Origin of the sequence: Chitinophaga pendula (assembly GCF_020386615.1) — a bacterium.
Lineage (GTDB): Bacteria > Bacteroidota > Bacteroidia > Chitinophagales > Chitinophagaceae > Chitinophaga > Chitinophaga pendula.
The window spans coordinates 6,507,149-6,531,663 of sequence record NZ_CP077769.1 but is presented as its reverse complement, the minus strand read 5'-3'; the positions used below and the strand labels follow the sequence as shown (position 1 = coordinate 6,531,663).

General features: G+C 48.3%; 20 protein-coding genes and 1 riboswitch. Of the genes, 15 read left to right on the top strand and 5 right to left on the bottom strand.

Translation table 11 applies throughout. The features are described 5' to 3' along the window. Positions 1 to 68 precede the first annotated feature (68 nt). A riboswitch (TPP riboswitch) is annotated at positions 69 to 176 on the top strand. A gap of 54 nt (positions 177 to 230) precedes the next feature. The 7 genes from thiS to thiH all read left to right on the top strand — a co-directional run bounded on the left by thiS (position 231) and on the right by thiH (position 6,372). Continuing rightward, positions 231 to 434, top strand: a complete 204-nt coding sequence (thiS, locus tag KTO58_RS24510; RefSeq protein WP_095836877.1) for a sulfur carrier protein ThiS — start codon at positions 231 to 233, stop codon at positions 432 to 434. Positions 435 to 621: 187 nt separating this feature from the next. Further along, a complete protein-coding gene (gene thiC, locus KTO58_RS24505) occupies positions 622 to 2,484 on the top strand; it encodes a phosphomethylpyrimidine synthase ThiC (RefSeq protein ID WP_095836878.1) in 1,863 nt (620 codons plus the stop codon). Continuing rightward, positions 2,484 to 3,098, top strand: coding sequence for a thiamine phosphate synthase (locus KTO58_RS24500; RefSeq protein ID WP_095836879.1), 615 nt, complete (start codon positions 2,484 to 2,486; stop codon positions 3,096 to 3,098). The genes thiC and KTO58_RS24500 overlap by 1 nt, the downstream gene beginning before the upstream one ends. Continuing rightward, positions 3,071 to 3,823, top strand: a complete 753-nt coding sequence (locus KTO58_RS24495; protein WP_095836880.1) for a hydroxymethylpyrimidine/phosphomethylpyrimidine kinase — start codon at positions 3,071 to 3,073, stop codon at positions 3,821 to 3,823. Before KTO58_RS24500 ends, KTO58_RS24495 begins: the two co-directional genes overlap by 28 nt. Then, entirely contained in the window at positions 3,820 to 4,449 is a 630-nt protein-coding gene (locus KTO58_RS24490) for a thiamine phosphate synthase (protein ID WP_095836881.1), read from the top strand. The genes KTO58_RS24495 and KTO58_RS24490 overlap by 4 nt, the downstream gene beginning before the upstream one ends. A 29-nt stretch (positions 4,450 to 4,478) precedes the next feature. Further along, on the top strand, positions 4,479 to 5,249 hold the full coding sequence (locus tag KTO58_RS24485; RefSeq protein ID WP_095836882.1) for a thiazole synthase: 771 nt from the start codon (positions 4,479 to 4,481) through the stop codon (positions 5,247 to 5,249). Between the two features lie 10 nt (positions 5,250 to 5,259). Further along, positions 5,260 to 6,372 (top strand): 2-iminoacetate synthase ThiH, encoded by a 1,113-nt coding sequence (gene thiH / locus KTO58_RS24480; protein ID WP_095836883.1) that lies wholly within the window; start codon positions 5,260 to 5,262, stop codon positions 6,370 to 6,372. Between the two features lie 200 nt (positions 6,373 to 6,572). Here the strand turns inward: thiH and KTO58_RS24475 are convergent, their stop codons facing one another. Then, complete coding sequence (locus tag KTO58_RS24475; protein ID WP_095836884.1) at positions 6,573 to 7,034, bottom strand: ferritin-like domain-containing protein; 462 nt, start codon at positions 7,032 to 7,034, stop codon at positions 6,573 to 6,575. A 339-nt stretch (positions 7,035 to 7,373) separates the two neighbouring features. Between KTO58_RS24475 and KTO58_RS24470 the strand changes: the two genes are divergently transcribed. From KTO58_RS24470 to KTO58_RS24445, 6 genes are all read left to right on the top strand, one after another. Beyond that, positions 7,374 to 7,529 carry a lmo0937 family membrane protein gene (locus tag KTO58_RS24470; RefSeq protein ID WP_157752757.1) on the top strand — a complete coding sequence of 52 codons (156 nt, stop codon included), beginning with the start codon at positions 7,374 to 7,376 and terminating at the stop codon, positions 7,527 to 7,529. 187 nt (positions 7,530 to 7,716) lie between these two features. Beyond that, positions 7,717 to 9,189 carry an alpha-amylase gene (locus KTO58_RS24465; RefSeq protein ID WP_095836885.1) on the top strand — a complete coding sequence of 491 codons (1,473 nt, stop codon included), beginning with the start codon at positions 7,717 to 7,719 and terminating at the stop codon, positions 9,187 to 9,189. An 83-nt stretch (positions 9,190 to 9,272) separates the two neighbouring features. After that, the gene (locus tag KTO58_RS24460) at positions 9,273 to 10,409 is read left to right on the top strand and encodes an esterase-like activity of phytase family protein (RefSeq protein ID WP_095836886.1); all 1,137 of its coding nucleotides are present in this window, start codon (positions 9,273 to 9,275) and stop codon (positions 10,407 to 10,409) included. Between the two features lie 90 nt (positions 10,410 to 10,499). Continuing rightward, positions 10,500 to 10,991 carry a copper resistance protein NlpE N-terminal domain-containing protein gene (locus tag KTO58_RS24455; RefSeq protein WP_095836887.1) on the top strand — a complete coding sequence of 164 codons (492 nt, stop codon included), beginning with the start codon at positions 10,500 to 10,502 and terminating at the stop codon, positions 10,989 to 10,991. Positions 10,992 to 11,354: 363 nt separating this feature from the next. After that, positions 11,355 to 12,461, top strand: coding sequence for a T9SS type A sorting domain-containing protein (locus KTO58_RS24450; protein WP_095836888.1), 1,107 nt, complete (start codon positions 11,355 to 11,357; stop codon positions 12,459 to 12,461). Between the two features lie 99 nt (positions 12,462 to 12,560). Beyond that, a complete protein-coding gene (locus tag KTO58_RS24445; protein ID WP_157752758.1) occupies positions 12,561 to 14,561 on the top strand; it encodes a CBM96 family carbohydrate-binding protein in 2,001 nt (666 codons plus the stop codon). Between the two features lie 593 nt (positions 14,562 to 15,154). Here the strand turns inward: KTO58_RS24445 and KTO58_RS24440 are convergent. Further along, positions 15,155 to 16,036 (bottom strand): diacylglycerol/lipid kinase family protein, encoded by an 882-nt coding sequence (locus KTO58_RS24440; protein ID WP_095836891.1) that lies wholly within the window; start codon positions 16,034 to 16,036, stop codon positions 15,155 to 15,157. Positions 16,037 to 16,084: 48 nt separating this feature from the next. Here KTO58_RS24440 and KTO58_RS24435 point away from each other — a divergent pair, with 48 nt between their 5' ends. Next, positions 16,085 to 17,089, top strand: coding sequence for an App1 family protein phosphatidate phosphatase (locus tag KTO58_RS24435; RefSeq protein WP_095836892.1), 1,005 nt, complete (start codon positions 16,085 to 16,087; stop codon positions 17,087 to 17,089). 753 nt (positions 17,090 to 17,842) lie between these two features. Beyond that, a complete protein-coding gene (locus KTO58_RS24430) occupies positions 17,843 to 20,659 on the top strand; it encodes a pre-peptidase C-terminal domain-containing protein (protein ID WP_095836893.1) in 2,817 nt (938 codons plus the stop codon). Positions 20,660 to 20,780: 121 nt separating this feature from the next. On the opposite strand, the gene KTO58_RS24425 is transcribed toward KTO58_RS24430, so the two are convergent. The 3 genes from KTO58_RS24425 to KTO58_RS24415 all read right to left on the bottom strand — a co-directional run bounded on the left by KTO58_RS24425 (position 20,781) and on the right by KTO58_RS24415 (position 24,457). Further along, positions 20,781 to 21,494 carry a hypothetical protein gene (locus tag KTO58_RS24425; protein WP_157752759.1) on the bottom strand — a complete coding sequence of 238 codons (714 nt, stop codon included), beginning with the start codon at positions 21,492 to 21,494 and terminating at the stop codon, positions 20,781 to 20,783. 172 nt (positions 21,495 to 21,666) lie between these two features. Next, entirely contained in the window at positions 21,667 to 21,819 is a 153-nt protein-coding gene (locus KTO58_RS24420; protein WP_157752760.1) for a hypothetical protein, read from the bottom strand. Positions 21,820 to 22,036: 217 nt separating this feature from the next. After that, the gene (locus KTO58_RS24415) at positions 22,037 to 24,457 is read right to left on the bottom strand and encodes a TonB-dependent receptor (RefSeq protein ID WP_095836895.1); all 2,421 of its coding nucleotides are present in this window, start codon (positions 24,455 to 24,457) and stop codon (positions 22,037 to 22,039) included. Between the last annotated feature and the right edge of the window lie 58 nt (positions 24,458 to 24,515).

Sequence of the window (24,515 nt, the reverse complement as noted above, 5' to 3'; positions counted from 1 at the left end):
TCCGCAACGGTCTGATCGTGACCGGGTAATTGTTATTTGATATTTGCTTATTGGTTTCCTACCTTTACGGTTCACTTTAGGGGTGTTTCCTGCCTACAGTCAGGCGGGAAGCTGAGATGATACCCTCAGTACCTGAAGCAGTTCATACTGCCGTAGGGAAAAGTAACTGAACCTTCTCATCTTTATTACACATCCTTAAAGTTTATTGTTCACCTTTTAATTCCAGTATTATGGAAGTACATGTAAACAATAAACTTTATGCGGTGCAGCCAGGAACTACCGTTGCTGCACTGTTACAGTTTATTCAGCTCCCATCAGAAAAAGGCATTGCCGTCGCGGTCAACAATGAGGTAGTGCCCAGGGTCACCTGGGGACAGGTATCGTTGTCTCATTCGGACAATATTACCATCATCCGCGCTACACAAGGCGGATGAGTATAACGCCTTACGTATACTGTTAACATTGGAAGTCCAGCCCTGGCGGGTATGGTAATGGCTACCGTTGTGCCTACTGCACGGGGATCCGTTATTACCTGTCTCGGTGGCCGGTACTGTCTGTGTTGCGGTCCTTACATTCCATTTACAGCATCTTATTGCAAAACAGACCATTAAACGACTTACCATGCACACTACCACTGAGAAAATGATCAGTCGCGCACCTTTTCCTGCATCTGAAAAGATCTATGTCGCCGGCGAGCTACACGATATCCGTGTGCCGATGCGCCGTATTACGTTAAGCCCTACCCGTAATAATGGAAAAAACGATGATATACAAGACAACCCACCGGTTGTAGTGTATGACACCAGTGGTCCATTTACTGATCCGGCGGTTGCTATTGATGTAAGGCAGGGCTTACAACGGCTCCGGACTCCTTGGATTGCACAGCGGAATGATACGGAGGAGCTGTCTGCTTTTTCTGCTGCTTATAGTAAAGAGCGACTTGCAGATGAAAAGCTGGAGACGCTACGGTTCCATCATTTGCATATGCCCAGGAAGGCAAAGGGGGGAGCGAATGTAACACAACTTCATTATGCCAAGCAAGGGATCATCACTCCTGAGATGGAATATATTGCGATCCGTGAAAACCAATGTGCAGAAAAGTATTGGGAAGCCAACAATGCACAGTGGGAACAGCACCAGGGGCATAGCTTTGGAGCGAATACCCCCCAACAGTTCATTACGCCGGAATTTGTGCGGCAGGAAGTGGCTGCCGGCCGTGCTATTATACCCGCCAACATCAACCATCCTGAACTGGAGCCTATGATCATAGGACGTAATTTCCTGGTGAAGATCAATGCCAACATTGGGAATTCTGCGGTTACTTCCAGCATAGAGGAAGAAGTGGAAAAGGCGGTATGGGCCTGTCGCTGGGGTACTGATACCATCATGGATCTCAGCACGGGGAAGAACATACATGAGACGCGCGAGTGGATCATCCGTAATTCGCCTGTACCTATTGGCACGGTACCTATTTACCAGGCGTTGGAAAAGGTGAATGGCAAAGCGGAAGCGTTAACTTGGGAGATCTTCAGGGATACGCTGATAGAACAAGCAGAACAAGGCGTTGACTACTTTACGATACATGCCGGTGTATTATTACGCTATATACCGCTTACTGCGAAACGTGTAACCGGCATTGTATCCCGTGGTGGTTCCATTATGGCGAAGTGGTGTCTGGCACATCATAAGGAGAACTTCCTGTATACTCACTTTGAGGAGATATGCGAGATCATGAAGGCTTATGATGTTTCATTCTCCCTGGGTGACGGATTAAGGCCAGGCAGTATTGCGGATGCTAATGACGCGGCACAGTTTGCCGAACTGGAGACGCTGGGAGAATTGACTAAGATAGCCTGGAAGCATGATGTACAGGTGATGATAGAAGGTCCGGGACACGTACCGATGCAGCTGATCAAAGAGAACATGGACAAGCAGTTACAGCATTGTCATGAAGCACCGTTCTACACTTTGGGGCCCTTAACAACGGATATTGCTCCTGGTTATGATCATATCACCTCGGCTATTGGTGCAGCTATGATAGGATGGTTTGGTACGGCGATGTTATGTTATGTAACGCCGAAGGAACATCTTGGATTGCCTAACAAAGAGGATGTAAGACAAGGGGTTATTACATACAAGATAGCGGCTCATGCTGCTGACCTGGCGAAGGGGCATCCCGGAGCGCAGCATAGGGACAATGCGCTGAGTAAGGCCCGTTTTGAGTTCCGTTGGGAAGATCAGTTCAATCTTTCGCTGGACCCGGAGACCGCTCGATCCTATCACGATGCGACATTGCCTGCTGAAGGCGCCAAGATTGCACACTTCTGTTCGATGTGCGGTCCGCATTTCTGTTCGATGAAGATCACACAGGAGGTGCGAAACTATGCAGCGGAAAAAGGCTTAGCTACTACGGAAGCTATTGAAGCTGGCATGGAGGAGCAGTCTCAGGCGTTCAGAACGCAAGGTGCGCAGATCTATTCTTAATGATACTCGTCATTTCACATACTACGCCCATACCCGGAGAAGCGGACCTGCTGCAAGCAATGCTGGCAGCAGGTGCAGACCGTGTATTGCTGCGAAAGCCCGGGTGGACTCAACAGGCATATGAGCAATTGCTGGGGCAGTTGCCACCCGCATATTATCCCATGATATTGCTATCCGGTTATCCGGAGCTCTGTATCCGTACAGGGCTTGGCGGCCTGCATTGCAGTGAGCAGCTGCGGGCATCATTACCGGCAGCGGCGTTACAAACATTGCGTGCGCAGGGATTGCTGCTCAGCACCGGCGTACATGCGCCGGGCCTGTTGGATACGCTGCCGAATGAGTGGCAGCAGGTATTGTTAAGTCCAGTATTTGACAGTATCTCCAAGCCGGGATATAAGGGCTCTTTATCCGGAGACTGGCAACTACCGCGTACGCCTGCAGGCAGGCAGGTACTGGCACTGGGAGGTATTGACATCCACACTGTTGCGGCAGCCCGACGCATGCGATTTGACGGTATTGCGTTAATGGGCGCGCTCTGGCGACAGCCGGAGCAGGCGGTAACGGTATTTACAGCTATTCATCAGCAATGGAACAACAAAGACCATACGTATTAAGCCTGGCGGGGCTGGACCCCAGTGGCGGGGCCGGATTGCTTGCGGACATTAAAACGTTCGAGATGCAGCGATTGTGTGGGCTAGGTGTTTGTACGGCATTGACCATGCAGACGGCGGATCATTTTTATGGGGTGCAGTGGGTACCGGTGGAGCAGATTCTTGCGCAGTTGCAGCCCTTATTATCCAGCTATGCGGTGTCGTATTGCAAGATCGGATTAGTGGAGAATGCAATTGTTTTACAGCAACTGCTGGAGACCTTACATACCCTTTCGCCCGGTATACGCGTAATACTGGATCCGGTGCTGAGTGCATCTGCCGGTTATACCTTTCATCACCGGGAGGTAATGCAGACATGGCAGTCGATATTACCACTACTTTACCTGCTGACGCCTAACTATCACGAAGCGATGTTATTGTCCGGGGAGGCGACGGGGGAGGCGGCCGCCACTTATTTATCGCAATACTGTGCGGTATTACTGAAAGGAGGTCACCGGCCGTTGCAGCCAGGCTGGGATACCTTATACCAGCGTTCCGGCGTGGTTGAATTTGCGCCAGCTGCGGAAAAGGTCTATCCTAAACACGGGTCCGGCTGTGTGCTTTCTGCTGCCATCACTGCGCAGCTGGTACATGGTGTTCCTTTAGCAGCGGCTTGCCTTGAAGGCAAGCGGCATACTGCTCAATTTTTATCCAGTCATCCATCCTTAACCGGTTATCACTACATATGATCGACTCATTGCATTACATATCCCAGGCAACAGCGACACACACTCACCTGGAGAACATACGGGAGGCTTGCGTAGCAGGATGCCGTTGGATACAGTTACGTATTAAAGACGCACCTGAAGACATTATACTAGCGCAGGCGATTGCGGCCAAGGCTATCTGTCAGCAATACGGTGCGGTGCTTATTATTAATGATCATCCGCAGGTAGCGTTGGCAGCAGGTGCGGACGGCGTGCATGTGGGGAAGGAGGATATGACAGTAGCGGAGGCACGCGCTATAGTGGGGGATTACCTGATCGTAGGCGGTACGGCCAATACACTTGATGACATATTACAGCATGTTACTCATGGCGCCGACTATGTGGGTGTGGGACCTTACCGATTTACGACGACTAAGCAAAAACTCAGTCCCATATTGGGATTGGAGGGTTACATGCATCTTATGGAAGCGTTGCGTGCGCGTCACATTAATATTCCTGTCATCGCCATCGGAGGTATCCTACAGGAAGATATTCCTGCGTTGCTGGACACTGGTGTACACGGTGTGGCTGTCAGCGGGCTTATTACACATGCTGCTGACAAAGCCTCCTTGCTGAGCATGTTGCAGGGTACGCTGGCGCGATACTAATTTTTATTCATCTTCTAATCAGACGGTATATGACATCACTCATTATTGCAGGGAAGACTTTTCACTCCCGCCTTTTCACCGGTACGGGGAAGTTTTCTTCTCCTGCTGTTATGGAAGCGGCATTACGGGCATCGGGTACTGAGCTGGTAACGGTTGCTTTGAAGCGGGTGGATCTTCAACATCAATCAGACCCTCTTTTACAACACTTACATCAGGATAACTGGGATTTATTGCCCAACACTTCCGGCGCCCGTACGGCGGCGGAGGCGGTATTTGCGGCGCAGCTGGCGCGGGAAGCGCTGGGTACTAACTGGATCAAACTGGAGATACATCCGGACCCCAAGTATTTATTGCCCGACCCTATAGAGACATTGAAGGCTGCGGAGGAGCTGGTGAAGCAAGGGTTTGTGGTGTTACCATATATACATGCGGACCCGGTGCTTTGCAAGCGGCTGGAGGAGGTAGGTGCGGCCGCGGTGATGCCGTTGGGCTCTCCGATAGGTAGTAATAAGGGGTTACGAACGATCGATTTTCTATCTATTATCATAGAGCAGAGCCAGGTGCCGGTAGTTGTGGATGCCGGTATAGGCAGCCCTTCTGATGCTGCGAAAGCGATGGAGTTGGGAGCTGATGCGGTGCTGGTCAATACGGCCATTGCGGTAGCGCGGGAGCCGGTGCGTATGGCCCAGGCTTTTGCGCAGGCGGTAACAGCAGGCAGGGAGGCATTTGAAGCCGGGCTGGGTAGTAGTAGTCATCAGGCGGTAGGTTCCAGTCCTTTGCTTGCATTTCTTGACCTGTAACTTATCAATTATGAGTTTTAAAGACGTATTTCAGGCATATAACTGGGCGGATGTTTCTGCTGCTATCTATCAAAAAACGGCTGCGGATGTAGAACGGGCGTTGGGAGCGTCGACGGTCACCTTAGATGATTTTGCGGCTTTGCTATCACCGGCGGCGGTGCCTTACCTGGGGCAGATGGCTGCGCTAAGCCAACGGCTTACGCGGCAGCGGTTTGGCAATACTATGCAGTTGTATATTCCCTTGTATCTCTCGAATGAGTGCCAGAACATTTGTACTTATTGCGGTTTCAGCCTGGACAATCATTTGCAGCGGAAGACGCTCGATGATGGGGAGATCCTGCGGGAAGTAGCTGTGATCAAAAAGATGGGTTATGACCATGTGTTATTGGTGACCGGCGAGGCGCAGCAGCGGGTGGGAATGGATTACTTCCGGCATGCGCTGGAGCTGATACGGCCGCATTTTGCCAATATCTCTATGGAAGTGCAACCGATGGATGAGGAGGATTACCGGCAGTTGCAGGCGTTGGGATTACATGCTGTGCTGGTGTACCAGGAGACATATCACCAGGATGATTATAAAAAGCATCATCCCCGAGGGCGTAAATCCAACTTTGATTATCGATTAGAGACGCCTGATCGCATCGGGCGTGCGGGTATTCACAAGATGGGATTAGGGGTATTGATCGGGTTGGAGGATTGGCGTACGGACAGCTTTTTTACAGCGTTGCATTTGCAGTACCTGGAGCGGCGTTATTGGCAGACGCGGTATAGTATTTCTTTTCCCAGGTTGCGGCCTTGTGCGGGCGGGTTGCCGCCGAAGGTCGAGATGTCTGACCGGGAGTTGGTGCAATTGATCTGTGCATACCGGTTATTCAGTCCTACTGTAGAGCTCAGTTTGTCTACTAGGGAGACCCCTCATTTCCGGGATCATGTGGTGCAGTTGGGTATTACGGCGCTTAGTGCGGGATCGCGTACTAATCCGGGTGGTTATGCCAATGCGGAGGCGTCGTTAGAGCAGTTTGAGATATCGGATGAGCGGGCGCCTGCTACGATCGCGGATATGTTGCAGCGGCAGGGTTTTGAGCCGGTTTGGAAGGATTGGGATGCGGTATATGACCGATAGGCCGATATTGTAAAAGGCTGTTTCCTGGGAGGGAACAGCCTTTTAAACCTAAATCCATTAAATTAATTGTCACTTATGAAGATAAGCAGCCGTAATCATACGCTGCAAAAGTAAAGGCATAAAAATGAACAACCGCCGCCCTCCTCTTGATTGAACAAAAAGAACAGCGGCGGTTATCCCTGCACAAAAAGGTGGTCTATCTAGTGACTTACCTTTTCTACGTCTCTATATGTTTTGATGGTATCATGAGAATTTTTGAGTGCGCCTTTTTGGTTCGCAATAAGTTCACGCAGGTCGTACGGCATGGGTGTCTCTGACTTCAGGGCCTCATCGTATGCACGTTGTGCGGCATCTTCTCCATATTCGCAGCTAGAGAGAATGCTATGTCTATCGCTGCCGGTAAATGTTGCTTTTACGTCCATCCAAGTACGGTAGAGTTTGCCGGAAGTGGTGGTGCCGGATTCCGGTTCATTGCCACTTTGTGCCAGTTCCTTATTCAGTTGTCCTACATAAGTCTGGCTTTCATCGATCATCCGTTGGAACAGTGCTTTCAGGTCGGCATCGTCTGATTGGTCTACGGCTTTACGATAACCTTCTATACGATCGTTATTGATCTTTACCAGGTCATTCAATATCTCTACGGTTTTTTCATTGTGTTGCATGTTTTTCAGGTTTTAATGTTCGCAATATGTTTCGTTATCCTCCACTGCGTCCTGTTAAGCCCTGTTGTGTGCGGGTTATTGGATGAAGGAGGTAAACAAGTGTATGTCATCGGAAGAGGATATGCTTATTGAAAATGCCTCTGTTAGTGTTATTCAAAAATGCGACCATTTGACTCCCATAGGAGGCGTGGAGGGGAAGTCGACCTGTTTTTTGCTCGTATGGTGGAAGCACTTCCACAATGCATCCCCAACAGATAGCTATCCATATTATTATAAACAAGGGAGTTGTTCATTGGCATAACTTTTACATTATAGTTAGCGAACCAAATTTCTTATCATATGAACAGTCTCCTTTATTTGATTGCTGTTATCCTGATTATAGGCTGGATATTAGGTTTCTTTGTATATTCTGCTGGAGGTCTGATACACGCCTTATTAGTGCTGGCTATTATTGCTATTCTGGTAAATATTATCAGAGGCCGGGCACCGCTGTGATGACGTGGTCATACCTGCTTTATTGAAAAACAAAACCTGACGCCTTTAGTGACGCTGATACATGGGATCAACATACTGGGTATAAACTTCATTAATGGGTATAAACTTCATTAAACGGACATTCACTACGTTATACAACAAGCAGCGCTCTGCTGTGTTATAATTATCACTAAAGGACAATAGTACATTGAACCAGACAATCTTTCAATTTTTCCACTGGTATACTACTGCGGGTGGAACATGGTGGCAGCACTTCCAGGAAATAGTTCCCCAGTTAAAGGAACAAGGTATTACACACGTGTGGTTGCCTCCTGCTTATAAGGGCAGTAAGGGACCTACATCAGAAGGGTATGATGTGTATGACTTGTATGATCTGGGGGAATTTGATCAGAAGGGGAGTGTTGCCACCAAATATGGTGATCGCGACACCTATCTTTCTGCTGTACGCTATGCCCAGGAGCAGCAACTTAAGGTACTTCCTGACATTGTGTTGAATCACAAGTTAGGCGGGGATGCGGAGGAAAGTTTTGCGGTACTCCGTATCGACCCTGAGAACAGAACGAATGTTATCGGGGACCCTTTCCAGATCAACGGTTTTACACATTTTACTTTTCCCGGCAGAGCCGGAAAATATTCTTCCTTTGAATGGAACTTCCAGAGTTTTTCGGGGGTAGACTATGCAGCTAACCTTCCTCCCGAAGAGCAAGGTATCTTTAAGATACTGAATGATTATGGGGAGGAGTGGAGCAAGGCGGTGGATGATGAGAAAGGTAACTTTGACTACCTGATGGGGGCGGATGTAGAGTTCCGCAATCCTTATGTGCAGGAAGAGCTAATAAAATGGGGATTGTGGTATTATGATACTGTGCACCCCGACGGCTTCAGGTTGGATGCTGTTAAACATATGTCGTGGAAGTATTACAAGAAGTGGATCGCTGCTATGCGTGCACACGCTGACAAAGAATTATTCATTGTAGGAGAATACTGGACTGCGGACAATATTGAAGCTATGCTCCGTTATATGCAGCAGACGGAAGAAAGTATGTACCTGTTTGATACGATATTGCATCATCATTTTCACCTGGCCTCTTGTGGAGAGTATGACTTGCGTCAATTGTATGATAATACTTTCACTGCCCATTATCCTCAATACAGTGTGACTTTTGTTGACAACCATGATACACAACCCTTACAATCGCTGGAGTCTCCGGTACAGCCGTGGTTCAAGCCGATTGCCTATGCGTTGATACTATTGCGGGAGCAGGGCATACCTTGTATCTTTTATCCGGACTGGTATGGTGCCAGTTACAGGGATAAGGATCAGGATATTGAGCTACCGGCGGTAGGTGAGTTATCGGTACTGCAAATTGCGAGGCAAAAGTATGCTTATGGTGAGCAGGAAGATCACTTTGTCTCCGGCGATCTGATCGGCTGGGTGCGTAAGGGTGATCCTGCCCATCCATTGACTGGCTGTGTGGTAATTATTTCCAATCATGAAGGTGGTCATATCCATATGCAGTATCCTCATTTTTCTGGTAAGACATTTATAAATTGTCTGAATGACACACAAGTCATCCAGCTATCTGAAGATGGGGGTGCCGATTTTTATGTATCCGGGAAAGGCGTTGCGGTGTGGATCCCTGTGGAGGCGCACGAGTAACCAAGTAAACATAGCGGGCTTTAACTATTGAATAACGCAGTGTTATCCTATGGTAAGGGTAAATTGAGTAATTTGCCCCCGCTATGAAGAAATTACTGTTCCTGGCCTGTATCGGTTTGTTACCTGCATTATATGCCGAGGCCCATCGACTTGCTCCTGTTGCCGACACAGCTATCGGTACTATAAAATACATAGGTAAAAAGATACTGCCTTACAATATGCCTTATAACGGCACGACGGTAGGAGGGCTTAGTGGAATTGATTATGACCCGGTGCATAAGGTTTATTACCTGATCTGCGATGACCGCTCTGAAAGGCAGCCTGCCCGTTTTTATACGGCGAGGTTGCAGTTTAGTCAAAGTTCATTTGACAGTGTGCAGATAGTGGGTACGACGCCGTTATTACGAGCTGACGGTACTATGTATCCGGATACGAAGACGGAGGCGCCAGATCCGGAGGCTATGCGTTATAACCCTGTTACGGACCGATTGGTATGGAGCAGTGAAGGGGAGCGGATCGTTAATAAGAAAGACACCATTTTGAAAGATCCGGGGGTATATGAGATTACGCGGCAAGGGAAATATATTGATTCCTTCATGCTGCCTGGGCAGTTTCATATGAAGGCTACTGAAAATGGTCCCCGCCGTAATGGCGTATTTGAGGGGCTGGGGTTTACGCCGGATCATAAGTCTTTGTATGTCAGTCTGGAAGAGCCCCGTTATGAAGACGGTCCGCAGGCGGATTTGGACAGTAACGGTGCGGTGACCCGTCTTATCCGGTTTGATGCGCGTACCCGTAAGCCGGTAGCACAGTTTGCCTACGAGCTGGACCCTGTAGCGACTACGCCGATCCCTCCCCAAGCGTTTAAGGTAAACGGTATCTCGGATATATTGGTATTGTCTGACCGGCAGTTGCTGGTGATAGAGCGATCTTTTTCCTTTGGCAGGCTGGGATGTGTGATAAAGGTATACCTGGCGGATGTAAGCCATGCTACCGATATCAGCCAGATAGACGCTTTAAAAGGGACTACGGATGTTGTTCCTGCTAAAAAGAAATTGCTTTTCAACTTCAATTCCCTGGACACATATATTGATAACATTGAAGGCTGTACGTTTGGCCCCCGTTTACCTAACGGGCACCGTTCGCTTATTTTCGTAGCGGATAACAATTTTGCTTTTATAGAGCAGACTCAATTCTTTTTATTTGAGGTAATTCCTTGATCCTAAGACTTTTATGTGTTTCTGAAGGCATCCTATTAACAATCCTTTCATTGGATTGTTAATAGGATAGTTAGTAAAAACCTGTCTTTCATGAAACCTCTTTCCGCATTATTGTTTTCCGCCATTACTATTGTCTGCATCTCCTGCGGGCATCATTCCACACCGGCCAGCGCTACCAATACTTCTGTTAAGACTGTACCGGACACTTCTTCTTCCGGTATCAGCAACGATGCATCTGCTGTGATCTACACTGGTCAGCTACCCTGTGGTAACTGCAGTGGGGTTGCTGCTACGCTTACACTTTCAGCCAGTCGTCAGGATGGTTTTTACTATACGCTGCGTGAGGTCTATCAAGGGCTTAAGTCTGGGAAAGACGAGGTGATCACGAGCGAGGGTACCTATACTATTTTGCGGGGTACGTCATCTGACCCGCAGGCGGAGGTGGTGCTGCTGAATCCTGAGAAGGACAAGGTGTTACAGCGCTGTTTTCAAAGGAAGGGAGTGGAGGTGCTTCAGCTGTTGGATAATGAGCAACGGCCTCTTCCTGGTGCGCAGCAGTTCCAACTTAGGAGGAAAAAATAATTTTCAGGCTCCTATCTTTTACTTTCCTCTTTCATTTGTCAGAATTATTTTCTAACTTGATTCAGATTACAATCGATTGTAAAACCCAAATAAAGGCAGATCGTTGATAGTGAGGCGCATAACTTTCAACGAAGCGCAACCCAGATCATCAGCTTATATTCCCTATAGTAAAGGTTTTAAAGAATAACAGCCCTAGGATACTTAGACGGACCTTTACGAATAACGTTATGAACCCATAATTAACCCACCTTTTGTCTCATTCAGATGGGACTGCGATTTTTTTATCGAAAGCCAAAGTACTTTTAAAACAATTCCATTATGAAATGCTCCATTTGTAAACCCTTAATCCTGGTGGCGGTTGCTATGTCCAGTTATCATACTGTTGCGGCGCAAGTGACGCTACAGGCTGATGGTCCCGGCAACACCTACGAACTGTTATCTTCTGTGTTGGGCGGTAGCCCTTACGAGGCACCTGATTGTCTGCATACCGCATTTGGCAGGCATATTTCTGAGGTCTTTGACAGCCAGTTAGGTAAAAATGTTTTTGTATTCACGCTGCATGTAGATAACGACGGGGATGGATGCTCCCGATCGGACCGTCAACGTAATGAGATAAAAACTTACGGGCCTTCTCCGGACAACCTGAAGGGTACGCTGGGGGAGACGCATACGTACCGTTGGAAGTTCAAACTTGATCAGAATTTCCAGCCATCGGCCAGTTTTACGCATGTGCATCAGCTGAAGGCGAGCGGGGGTGACGACGACGGAGCGCCGATCATCACTTTATCGCCGCGTAAGGCTAATCCTGATAAGTTTCAACTATTGCATACGCCATCCAACGGCGCGCAGACGGAGATGACCAGTGTACCGCTGGCAGGCTTCAAAGGCGTGTGGGTGGAAGTGATTGAAAAAGTGAAATATGCAGAGCAGGGCACTTACCAGGTTACTATAAAAAGGGTATCTGACGGTGTTACGCTACTTAACTGGAGTAGCAATAACATTGATACCTGGCGTGCCGGGGCAGATTTTGTGCGGCCTAAATGGGGTATTTACCGCAGTCTGAATAACCTGTCTCAACTCCGCGATGAGGCGGTGCGTTTTGCTGATTTCTGTATTGCAGAAGGTAATGCTACCTGTGGTCCTATCAATATTACTGCTGATGTCGATGCTGAAAATGCGCGTAAGGAGGGTGATGTAAAGGCGCCGTTGACATCGGCGCCGTTGCAGGCATTCCCTAATCCTGTGGGCCATCAATTGATGGTCACTTATTCGCTACCGGAGGTAACTGGTCAGGCTGTATTAGGTATTTATGATCTAAAGGGAACGCTAGTCAAACAGGTGAATGCCCTTCCTCAACATGCCGGCCAATACAACACTGCTATTGATACCGGTGATCTTCCGAACGGCGTATATGTAGTGCGGCTCAGTTACAACGGTACGGTACGAACTATTAAGATCGTTAAACAATAACATCCTCGAGACATTTACACCTTTCCTTATTTCTCTCTGCGACCGGAACGTGTTCGTTCCGGTCGTTATCCTCTTTTTTCATTTCTAAAATGATCCACTATGCAACAATCTCTAAACCTGGGGAAACAACTGTTTATTCGTCCCCTCCGCATTCTTTTTCAGCCGACCCGTCTGCTAGCGGCAGGGGCGGTATTGTGTGGCATGTTTAGTACTGCCAAAGCGCAAGTCTTTTTAAGAGCCGATGGTCCTGGCAACACCTATGAGCTGATAGAAAGTGTATTGGGCAGTAACACGGCCGGGGAGGTTCCTGACTGTGCTCATCCCAGTTTCGGCCGGCACATTACGGAAGCTTTTGACAGTCAGCTAGGCAAGAATGTATTTATTTTTCACATACACGTGACGCCGGACAACGATCGCTGCGGGGGTAATATTGACCGGCAGCGTAATGAAATTAAGGCGCACGGGCCATCACCGGAGAGTGTGAAGGGCCGTAATGGAGAGACGATGACCTATCGTTGGAAGTTTAAGATCGATGCGGGATTTATTCCTACCGGCAGTTTCTGTCATATTCACCAGATCAAGGCCGGGGATGGTGATGATGGGGCGCCACTTATTACGTTGACACCACGTGCCGGCAATCCGCAGAAGCTGCAGGTGATCCACAGCACCGGTAGTGGTGGCACCGGTGGGGAGGTAGCCAGCGCTAATTTGTCAGGATTCAAAGGGGTGTGGGTAGATGTGGTAGAGAAGATCAAATATGGCGTTAACGGTACTTACAGTGTAGTCATTAAACGTGTAAGTGACGGAGCGACCTTATTGTCTTATTCAAATAACAACATCAATATGTGGAGGGATGGTACTACTTTTTGCCGTCCTAAGTGGGGTATCTACCGCAAGCTAACCCCTGAAATACGGGACGAGCAGGTGCGGTTTGCCGACTTTTGTATTGCCAAGGGCAGTACTCCCTGCCCGGATGACAATATCCCTTCCAATCAGCCTCCTACTGCCAGTATTACGGCACCGGCGAACAACGCGATCTTTAATGCGCCTGCCAGTATCAGCATTACGGCGAATGCCAGCGATGCTGACGGCAGTATTAGCAAGGTGGAGTTTTTCAACGGGGATAACAAACTGGGAGAAGCGACTGCCAGCCCTTATCAATATGCCTGGAACAATGTAGCTGCCGGCACTTATACGCTGACAGTGGTGGCTACCGACAATAAGGGGGCGGCTACTACTTCTACCGCAGTAAACGTTACCGTAAACGGAGGCGGCGGTAGTAACATTTCTCTTTCAGCGATACAGGATGCCTATGTGCGTAGTGGTAGTTATGCTGCGACCAATCATGGCAGTACAGATGCCAGTCAGCTGGTGACGAAGCTGAATCCTACGAGTCCATCTGATAATGAGCGGCAGACGTATCTCACCTTCGATGCAGGTAGTGCCAGAGGGGTGACCAATGCTACGTTGCGATTGTACGGTGCCGTTGCAGACAACAGGAGCAGCAATATTAATGTGGCGGTGTACCCTGTATCCAATACCAGCTGGACGGAGTCGACTATCAACTGGAATAATAAACCGGCAACGGGCAGTGCGGCGCTTTCACAGGTAACGGTAACTGATAATACCTCGCGTTATTATAGCTGGGATGTTACTGATTATGTAAAAAGTGAGATCGCTGCCGGACGCACGAAAGTGTCGTTTGCGCTTCGCAGCCTGGAGGCTACAGATCCTGTTATTAAATGGAATGCGGATGAAGCAGGGTCGAACAAGCCGGCGTTGGTACTTACTACCGGTTCGACGGCTTTGCCATTGAAATCTGCCGGTACTGGTAAGGAGCAGGATGAGATACAACTTAACAGTTTCCCTAATCCATTTACTGGTCCGGCTGCGGTTCAATTCAGGACGGTGAGATCCGGTCATGTGCGGCTGGCGTTGCTAGACGGCCGGGGACAGGTTGTACAGGAGTTGCTGAACGAGTACCTGCAGCCCGGTCAACATACTGTTCAAATGAATGGGTCCGGCCTAGCTAATGGTGCTTATATTTTGCAGCTTACCAATAACGGCAAGGGTAAAACGAAGATGATCATTAAGCAATAATTCTATGGTAGTTTTTCATAGACAAGCCCCTCCGCAGGAATTTTCTGGGAGGGGTTTTTTAGTGATACTCCCCGTTATTTTTTTGTATTTTATCTTGTATGAAGTCCAATTTATCCTTTTCAGTTATGTTGCTGGCGTTCTTTTGTTGTTATGAGGCCAGTGCGCCATCCGGGATTAATATTCTGTTATAGCGAGAGTTAGACAGTATTTACAAGACGGATCAGTACTACCGTGTGTTGATCGGGTACAAGCAGGACCCGGTGAAAGCGGATTCGCTGGCGGCGGCGTACCAGATAAAAAAGGAGGATTTGGGTGGCGACCTGTGGCAGCTTCAGTTACGGAGTGATTCTGCGAATCTTGTTCGTATAGAGGTGATCTTGGGGTGGTATGGTTATCCTGGGCTACCGGCTATAGCGGTAAAAGTGGGTGGACGTATTTTATCTAGCCGATCAGGGACGCTGCGGGTGTTAATGAGTGACGTCGCAAGGCAGGTTTTCCTAATACGGTAGAAGAGAATTCGAAACGGATGAATATCTCCTACCAGGTATTAACGCTGGAGGAGGCGCATAAACTGCGCGGCCGATAGGGGGTGTTTATTCTGCCACTACGATCCTGAGTTGTTGTGGCAGGATGTGGGCTTCTACCTGGTGTGTCTTTCCGAGGTATTCCCCATCTACCTGAAAGTGTGCCCGGGTGCGTGTGACGATATTTACTTTCCTGGCTTTTATGATCTCTGTCTTTTCTGGATTGAAGGGACGATGCCGGAATAGCATTTTCATCAATTCCAGTACGGAGAGCCGTCTTAATATTACGACTTCAAATATTCCATCCCCCAGTTCTCCATCGGGGTTGATGCAAGCGCCGGTACCGTACATGCGGGCATTTGCGAGTACGATCATAAATGCTTTACGCTGTATACTTACGTTGCCATTGTCGATATGTACGTCCATGAGCTGACGGTGGTATAATGTCTTCAGGACGGCGCGGGCATATCCTAGTTTGCCCCGCATTCCCTGCCGTTCAAAATTCCTTACCAGCAAGGCGTTGAGGCCGATATCTCCCAGGTGTATGCAGATATCTTTATTTACGCGGATCACGTCAATATCTTTTGCGACACCATTTACGATCACTTTTATTGCCTGTTCCATATCCTGGGGTAGGCATAGTTCTGCTGCCATTCCATTTGCGGAGCCGGCCGGTAATATTCCCATGGGGATGCCGGTATTGAGGAGGTGGGAGGCGACCATACGGACGGTACCATCTCCGCCTGCTGCGATGACGATATCGGGTTGCCAGCGTCTGATATAATGGGCCAGAGAGTCGTCGTCGTTGGCACCCTGCATCAGGTAGATCTCTATCGATTCCGGACGGCCATTAAAAAAATTTCTGATCACCAGTTCAGGATCGGCCTTCTTTTTGCCCCCGGAAACTGGATTGATCACAAACAACAGCCTCGGTCTTTCCGGTTGTAACATGTGGTAGATTTAGGTACAAAATACCTTAGATAGCAAAATCAGCGCCTAATGTCATGGATGAAAAAAATACTGTCACGACTGCGATTGACCAATGAGGTTACCATCAAGCTGTATCATGGTTTCGGGGGTGTAGAGCAACTAGAAATATTTGGTCATGTATTACAGCTATCTCCTTTGCCCAGGCGGAAGTACCGGCAGCGGATCTTTTCGAATATGCTGGCATTGTTGCGGTTATTTATTGTGAAGCCCTGTCCGCATACGACGGTGCAGTTGGAGTGGGAGGGAAGAGTGGTGACTGCCATTGCCAGTGATGACGGTTTTTTCCGGCTGGCCTGGCGGCCGGCGGTGATGCCGGCAGCGGGGTGGCATGATGTGACGGTTAGTGTGGCGGAAGAGGGGCTGGAACATATTCATGCGAAGGGTGTGGTGTTTATTCCACACCGTAGTCAATATGGGTGTATTTCTGATATTGACGATACTTTTCTGATCTCACATTCGTCGACGATCTTCAAACGGATGAAGATATTGCTTACGCGGAATGCCCGGACGCGGATGCCTTTTGAAGGGGTTGTACAGCATTACCAGCTACTCAGTCAGCGTGAGGGAGGTGCTTTACCGAACCCATTTTTTTATGTATCCAGCAGTGAATGGAACCTGTATGACTACATCCTGGAGTTTTCGCATACGCATGAGTTGCCATTGGGGGTTTATTTGCTAAGCCAATTGAAGCCCTGGTATTTGTTATGGAAATCCGGGCAAAACAAACATGCTACTAAGTTTACGCGTATCAGTCGTATTCTGAGCAGTTATCCGCATATGCGGTTTGTGCTGCTGGGGGATGATACGCAGGAGGATCCTAATATATACCGTGCGCTGGCGGTGCATTTTCCGGAGCAGATCATCTGTATTTATTTCCGGCATATACGGAAGGACCGGTTTACGGCGGTATCGGCGTTGGTGGGGGAGATCAAACATATGGGTATTCCCTGTTGTTATTTCAGTCACAGTCACGAAGCGATCGTACATTCCCGGCAGATAGGGTTGATCTCTTAATACGTAACTATCTATTATTTAGCCTGTTCCCCTATTATGGCGGTGTTTGGCACGAATTATGCAAAGTGCGGTATCACAACAGTATACTATTATTCATCCAGTGCCCCATGTAAATTTTAGCCATCTCCCCGGTGAACCGACCTATGTAGCAACAGGAGGTTACGCCAACGAAATAACCATTTTATGTATACAACTTTAGTAGTGAGGTAAGCGATCAGGGACCAACCAGGCAGGTGTATTATTCTGCTGTTCCATTTGATTCATTTCCATGCTATATAAATTAGTAGCGAGCGTTATGCCCGCTATCGCTCCATGGTTACAAGCGTAGTTGTTTGTGACGTGGATTTTACCGGCCTTCCATCTATCTATGTTTGTTCCATCTGTGTAGCTGTTTTTCTTTTAACGGTTATACTATTCCCCATGGTAAAGACTGCATGAGCAGCAGATATATTGACAGTCCCGGTTGGGGACTGTCTTTTTTTTGCAGGAGGTATACAGCGTTGCTACATTGCAGTACTGGCTCCTACCTTTAAGTTGTTTGTGCCCTCGTTCAGCAAGTTAATCAGAGAAAATAGCCCTACCGGCCACCTTTATGTCAACTCGCCAATTCACCTGGCATAGGCACGCCTTACTCCTATGTAAACAATATTGCCTTACGCGTATTGCATCCTCTTCGTCTGCAACCAGTCTACTGGTCTGTACATATATCCGGCTGTTTCGAAGCCTTATTCATCACTCAAATTTTATCTTTTTATGAAAGCAAGACTTTTACTCTTTGCGGCAGCATTGCTTGCCGCACCTATTTTAAAAGCCCAGGTTAGTCAGGGGGGGAGGCCATTGAGCTTTTCCAGGACGTCTGCTGTGCCGGTGGCTACTAAAACCGTTGCTGCGTTGTCGTTACGCACGATACAGGAAGAGGATGCCCATAATGAGAAGCAGGGGTTACCCTTACGTATAGGCATTATTGTTCCTACTGACTATTCCTTGCAGAATTCAGGTACCTGGGAGACGCTGGCTAACGGGGATCGTATATGGCGATTGCGGATAGCTGTGCAAGGGGCGTTGGCGACCTCTTTGTATTACAAGGGGATGTATTTGCCAGAAGGTAGCCGGCTGTTCGTATACAACCCGGAGAGGACACAGCTGATCGGTGCGTTTACTGCGGCGAACAACCAGGAGACTGGTCTTTTTGCAACGGAGGTGATCAAGGGAAGTGATTGTATTATCGAGTATTATGAGCCAGTGGCGGTGAGCAATAAGGGACGGTTTACTATTTCTGGTGTTAACCATGTATACAGTTCACGTATCCCGGAGGGGAGGGCAGCTGCCAATGCCCGGCTGGCGGCATCGGGTAGCTGTAATGTCAATGTGAACTGTCCGGAAGGGGTAGCCTGGCAAAAGCAGAAACGTTCGGTGGCCAGGATCGTATTCCGGTTGGGCAGCAGTAGTTACCTCTGTTCCGGCGCGTTAGTGAATAATGCGCGAAGGAATTGCAAACCATACTTCCTGACAGCCAACCACTGTGGTTCTGATGCTTCGGAAGCTGACTTTAACCAATGGATATTTTATTTCAACTACGAGTCTCCTACCTGCAGTAATCCGGCTACAGAACCACCCAGCAATACTATTACCGGTTGTGTACAACGTGCCCGTGCGGGCGACAACGGGCGTGTAGAGGGATCTGATTTTCAGCTGGTGGAATTCAAACAAGCGGTACCGCAGGCGTACAATGTATATTATGCCGGGTGGAATGCCAATGTGGCTGCTAGCCCGAGTGGTGTGAGCATACACCATCCGGCCGGGGATATCAAAAAGATATCTACCTATTCTACGCCGCTGGTGGCTTCTGGTTACAATACTCCTAGTACTCCTCCCTATACACACTGGAAAGCGGCGTGGGTACAGACGGTTACTAACTGGAGTGTTACGGAAGGCGGGTCTTCCGGGTCTCCGTTATTCAATAACCAGGGAGAGGTTGTTGGACAGTTGTCCGGCGGGCCTTCCAGTTGTGGTGCCTCTGCTTCCAACAAGGTGGATTATTATGGTCAGTTTGCGCAGAACTGGACATCGAACGGAACGGACAACCTGCATCAGCTGAAGCCCTGGCTGGACCCGGATAATACAGGCATCCTGCAGTTGAACGGTGCGGATTATCCCTGTACGGATACCAGCAATCCGCAGACGTGTCCTGACCCCTATGAGCCTAACAACTCGATCGATTCCGCCGCTGTTATTTTCGCCGGTGCAGAGATCAGGGCTAAGATCGGAGTGCGTGGGGATCAGGATTATTACAAGATCAATATTGCTGATAGCAGCGATCTCCGTGTCACGCTGGACAACTTACCCGCTAACTACAACCTGCGTCTGTTAAGTGCCAATGGTGCTGTGCTGGCTACTTCTACTCAAGGAGGAACGGTGGCGGACAGCATTTTCCGTCAGCGAGTAGCAGGGACCTTTATCATCCAGGTATATGGTAATACTGCCAGTGATGCGAATGATTCGATCTGTTACCGGTTAGTGGCTGCCGTTATTCCTGTAAAGACCTGTGAGGATCAGCTGGAGCCTAATAATACGCAGGCAACGGCTGCCGTTGTGCGTGCCAATACCAGTTTCAATGCACAGATCTCTTCTGCTTCCGACGTTGACTATTACCAATTTACCACTACGGGCACTACGAATATTGACCTTACACTTGACCGCCTGCCTGCAGATTATGACATCCGATTATTATCCAGCACGGGTGCACAGCTGGCGAGTTCGCAACAAGGCGATGTAAATACGGAAAGCATCAGTTATGCTACGGCGGCAGCGGGTACCTACTATGTGTATATATATGGCTATAACGGCGCTTACTCAGACATCAAATGTTATCGTCTCAACATTACGACTACTCCTGTAACAGGTTGTGCGGATGCTTATGAGCCTAACAATACGCAGGCTACGGCAGCGGGCATCCCGGTTGATTCTATTGTGCGGGCGCAGATCGCCAGTGCATCAGATGTAGACTGGTATAGTATCTCCACTACGACTGCGAGACCACATATCGAGATCAGCCTGAGTAATTTACCGAAGGACTATGATGTATATCTTTACAATGCAGCCGGCACTCAGCTTGTTAAATCTGAAAATGCGGGTACTACCAGTGAAAGGATTGTATACAACAATGGTGCGGTAGGCAAGTATTATATACGGGTGATAGGATATAGCGGCGCTTTCAGTAATACGCAGTGTTATCAGCTGGTAGCTGCGCTCAGTGCTACACCGAAACAGGCCGTGGTCAGCAAATACAGTAAGTCTTCTGCCGGAGAGGATAATAGAGCGGGGGCCGGTCTTCATGTTTACCCGGTACCTGCCAGAGACAGGGTATTTATAGAATTGTCGAGCAAGGCGAATGTTTTGCAGCGGATCACGGTTACGGACGTATCCGGCAAGGTGGTATATGATCAGCGTTTACGTGTGGCAACGGGGCATAATAAGTTAGAGATATTGCTGCCACAGGAACTGAAGGACGGCGTATATATTATCAGCACGGACAACGAACCATCCCGTAAGTTTATCCTTAAACGTTAAGTATCTCAGCCGGTACAGACCTTTTTAAAGGGTATGCAGAAAGGGGGTGTCTCATAAACAAATGAGACACCCCCTTTTATTTCCTTATGATGGTGACTATTTGCATGTACTGTTTTGGGCTTTAACCTGTTTGGTGCCGGTCTTCCCGGATCTCTACTTTTTCTATAAACTTCTTCAGGCAGGTCTGCAGCAGGTGGAGGTTTTTAAACTCGCTCACCTCATACTGGTTTATCAATGGATATTCGATCACTTCTTTACTGTGAAGGTGCAATTGCATCATTTTCTGATCAAATACTGTCCACAGATCGATATGGTCTATATTTTCCCAATTATATAAGGGATTATCGAGGTAGGCCAACCCTTCCGGATGCAGCGTAAGGATAGGTAACTTCTTTTTGTCGTAACTGATGCGTAACGCTTTTCGTACGATGTACAGAAGTAATATAAGTCCCAGGGAAAGGGAGCCGATACTTACCCAAGCCTCTGTTGTTTCCATCCGGACTGCATTAGCTTTCAGCTTATTTACGGAAAGGAACATGCACAACAGGAAACTCCCAAAAGGAAGCCATGCCAATTGGTTTTTATCCTTATATATTTTGCTTGTTTCAGCGGCCCGCAGTACCCATTCAGTGCCCATAAGACATAGGGCTCCGGCAATAAAAAAGAGGATGCCCGGTATTATATCACTAAGATCTGTGAATACTTCCCTATAGAAGGCAATGGGCAATATCAGACAGGCAGCGGCCGGTATGAGTGCTATAAATAAGAGGAATATACTTCCCGTTATATCGGTATGGTCTCTGTAGATGATGATATGGTCGCCTGCTACTCTCAAAAGGAGACGGTGTATTTTATTATTTAAAGTACTGATTTTGCCAATGATTTGCAAATCTGATGCCGTCACCCGGTTGCACTTTTGATGGGTTATATAGGGCAAATACATTTTAGAAGAATATCCATCCTGGATGGGTAGCAGGAACTTCCCATTCTCCTTTCTTATACGCTTATCATCCGAGGCAGCGGCCACCTTCATCAGGATAAGAGCCATCCAGTTTGCAGGTGCATCCTTTCGGGCATTCGAAACCAGCGATGCCGCCGCAGAATTGGCTGGCGCATGGTGCTATTGTATTGGCAACGCCGCCACCTTTAACGTTTTTCAAAGCTGTTCTGTCCAGGCGACTGCCTGAGAAAAATGCTTGCTATTGTTTTGGTTTACAGGTTCCGTGCTACAAAATTCGGTATTCCTGCTCCACTTATGCTGCGTTACCTATCTACGTTTAACCTTGTCCGTAATTTCACCCTTTTGGTGGATAGTATTAAAAGGTAGCGCCTGGTATGATATACCAGGCGCTACCTTTTATGCAAGGTGAGAAGATATTAGAAACGATATCCTATTGTGAGTCTGAAGTTCCTGCGGGCTTCTACGATATAGCTATAGTAGCCTGCGGGGGAGGTTGGGAGGGAAGCGGAAGTGAGGAGGGTACGGTCGTCCAGCAGGTTGTTCACCAGCATGGAGATATTGTATTTACCTCTTTGATAGCTTAGGCCGCCATCGACACGGAAGTAGTTCGGGATGTTAGGTGTTTTTGTGGTCCCTACATATCGATCTGCCAGCCATTGGAAGCCGCCCGTTACGCCCAGACCGGAGAGCGGGCCGTTGCCCAGTCGGTAGCTTATCCATGCGTTGGTGATGTGTGCGGATGTGTTAGGTGTTACGTTGCCAACTGTTTTGGTCTTTGCGCTAGCGGCCTCTTTGGTGATTTTAGCGTCTGTGTAGGCGTAGTTTAAGGTAACGTTGAGGCCGGGCAATACTTCGCCACTGATATCGGCTTCAATACCTTTAGTTACGGTTTGGCCCAGTACATCGTATACATCTGCTCCGCGGCTATCTTTGAATCCCAGTGGTACTTTAGCGTTTTCGCGGGAGATGCGGTAAGCGGATATGGAGGTCAGCCATTTACCATTTGCCCATTCGCGTTTTGCTCCTACTTCGTAATCTACTCCTTTTACAGGTTTGAACGCTACCAGATTGGAATCCAGCCCTGTTTGCGGCACGAAGGAGTTGTCATACAATGCGTATACGGTGGTTGCTTTATCGATCGAGTAGCTTAAGCCGACGCGAGGAGTTACTACATTATCTTTCAGGCCAGCGGTTTTTGTTTTACCTACTGTTTCGGCATAGGTAAACCTACCTGCCAGGGATAAGCGGAGTTTGTTGTTAAAGAAAGCCAGCTCGTCTTGTACGTATACGGAGGTATAGTTGACTACGGATATATAATCTGATTGGCCGGCTCTGGTTCTTACGCTTTGTGAGCGGTCGATTTTAGGAATAGAATCGAAAGGCAGTCCGTATTTCGGATTGTATACGTTGAAGAGTTCTCCTTTAGCGAACCTGATGGAGGGGTTCAGCGTGCGGAAGTCTCCCCAGAATTTTTTGTTTCCCATATCGAGGCCAGCGAGGATGCGGTGGCGTACTTTGCCGGTGTATTCTTCTCCGGAGAAGGATATCTGGGCGAAGCGATTTTCGCCTGCTTCATCGCCTATGCTGAAGTAGCGGTCCATATCTCCATTTTCCTGTACGCTGTTGGCCCACATGCTGTTGGCAACCATGCTGAAGTTGAAATAGGCGACCTGTGCGTGTGCCTGCCATCTGTCATTCAGTTGATGATCGAAGTAGATGTAAGCGCTGTGGTCATTTAATTTACCCGGTTCTACGGACGGATCTCCGTAGAAGAAGTCGTTGGAGATATTTTCATCCAGGAGTTTTCTTTTGGAGAAGGTATAGTTTCCGTTGGAGAGGTATTTTGATGTTTGGTAAGTGTATTCGAAGGTTACGGACGTTCTGTCGTCTACGAGGTATTTAACAACGGGAGCGAAGAGGTAGCGATTGCTGTAGTTGTATTTGGTATAGAAGTCTTTTTGCTGGCCGGCGACGTTGAGGCGGTAGAGGAGTTTACCATCTTTGCTCAGTTTACCATCGAGGTCGACGGCAGCACGATAGGTGCTGAAGCTACCCATGCTGACGTTTACGGCACCTTTGGTGATACCGGTAGGTTTTTTAGTGACTACGTTATAGAATCCGCCAGGTTCGCCATTTGCCAGCATGAAACCGGCGGGGCCTTTTACGAATTCGATCCGTTCTATCATGGCCGCATCTTCTGCGGTAGGTCCCCAGCTGGCTTCGATGTTCATGCCGTTTCTAAAGGCGGGAATCTTGGAACCACGCATACGGATGTTGGCATATTGGTTATCCCAGTGGCCGAGGCGGGTGGCGCCGCTTACGTTGCGGGTGATACCATCGACGATATCGAACACTTGTTGATCGGCGATAATGTTTGCGGAGATTACTTGAATATTCTGTGGTACTTCCAGTAAGGGTGTTTTCAAGCGAAGGCTAGCGGAGAGGCTATCAGTGGTATAGCGATTTCTGTTGCCACTGATGATTACTTCCTGTAGTTGTTTGTTGGAAGCTTCCAATTGGAGGGATACGGTAACGATCTCATCCTGTTTGACTTCTACTTCCTGGGTAATTGTTTTATATCCCATAAGCATTACGGCCAGTGTGTAACGGCCTGGATGCATTCTTTTAAAAACGAACTCCCCTTTCTCGTTCGTGAGTGTTCCGCGATTTTTTTCTTTGATCTGCACGGCGACAAAAGCAGCGGGGGTACCATCTGCGGTGGTAACGGTTCCTTTAATAGCGGAGAGTGGTTCTGTCTCTGAAAAGGCGGGTAAAGTAATGAATACGGTGAATACCAGACAAAGTAGCCTCACCATTGTGTTGTAAGCGATACGCATGACAGAGTGATTAAAGAAATGTTAAAATGACGCGCAAAGGTACAGGGGGGGTGGAAGG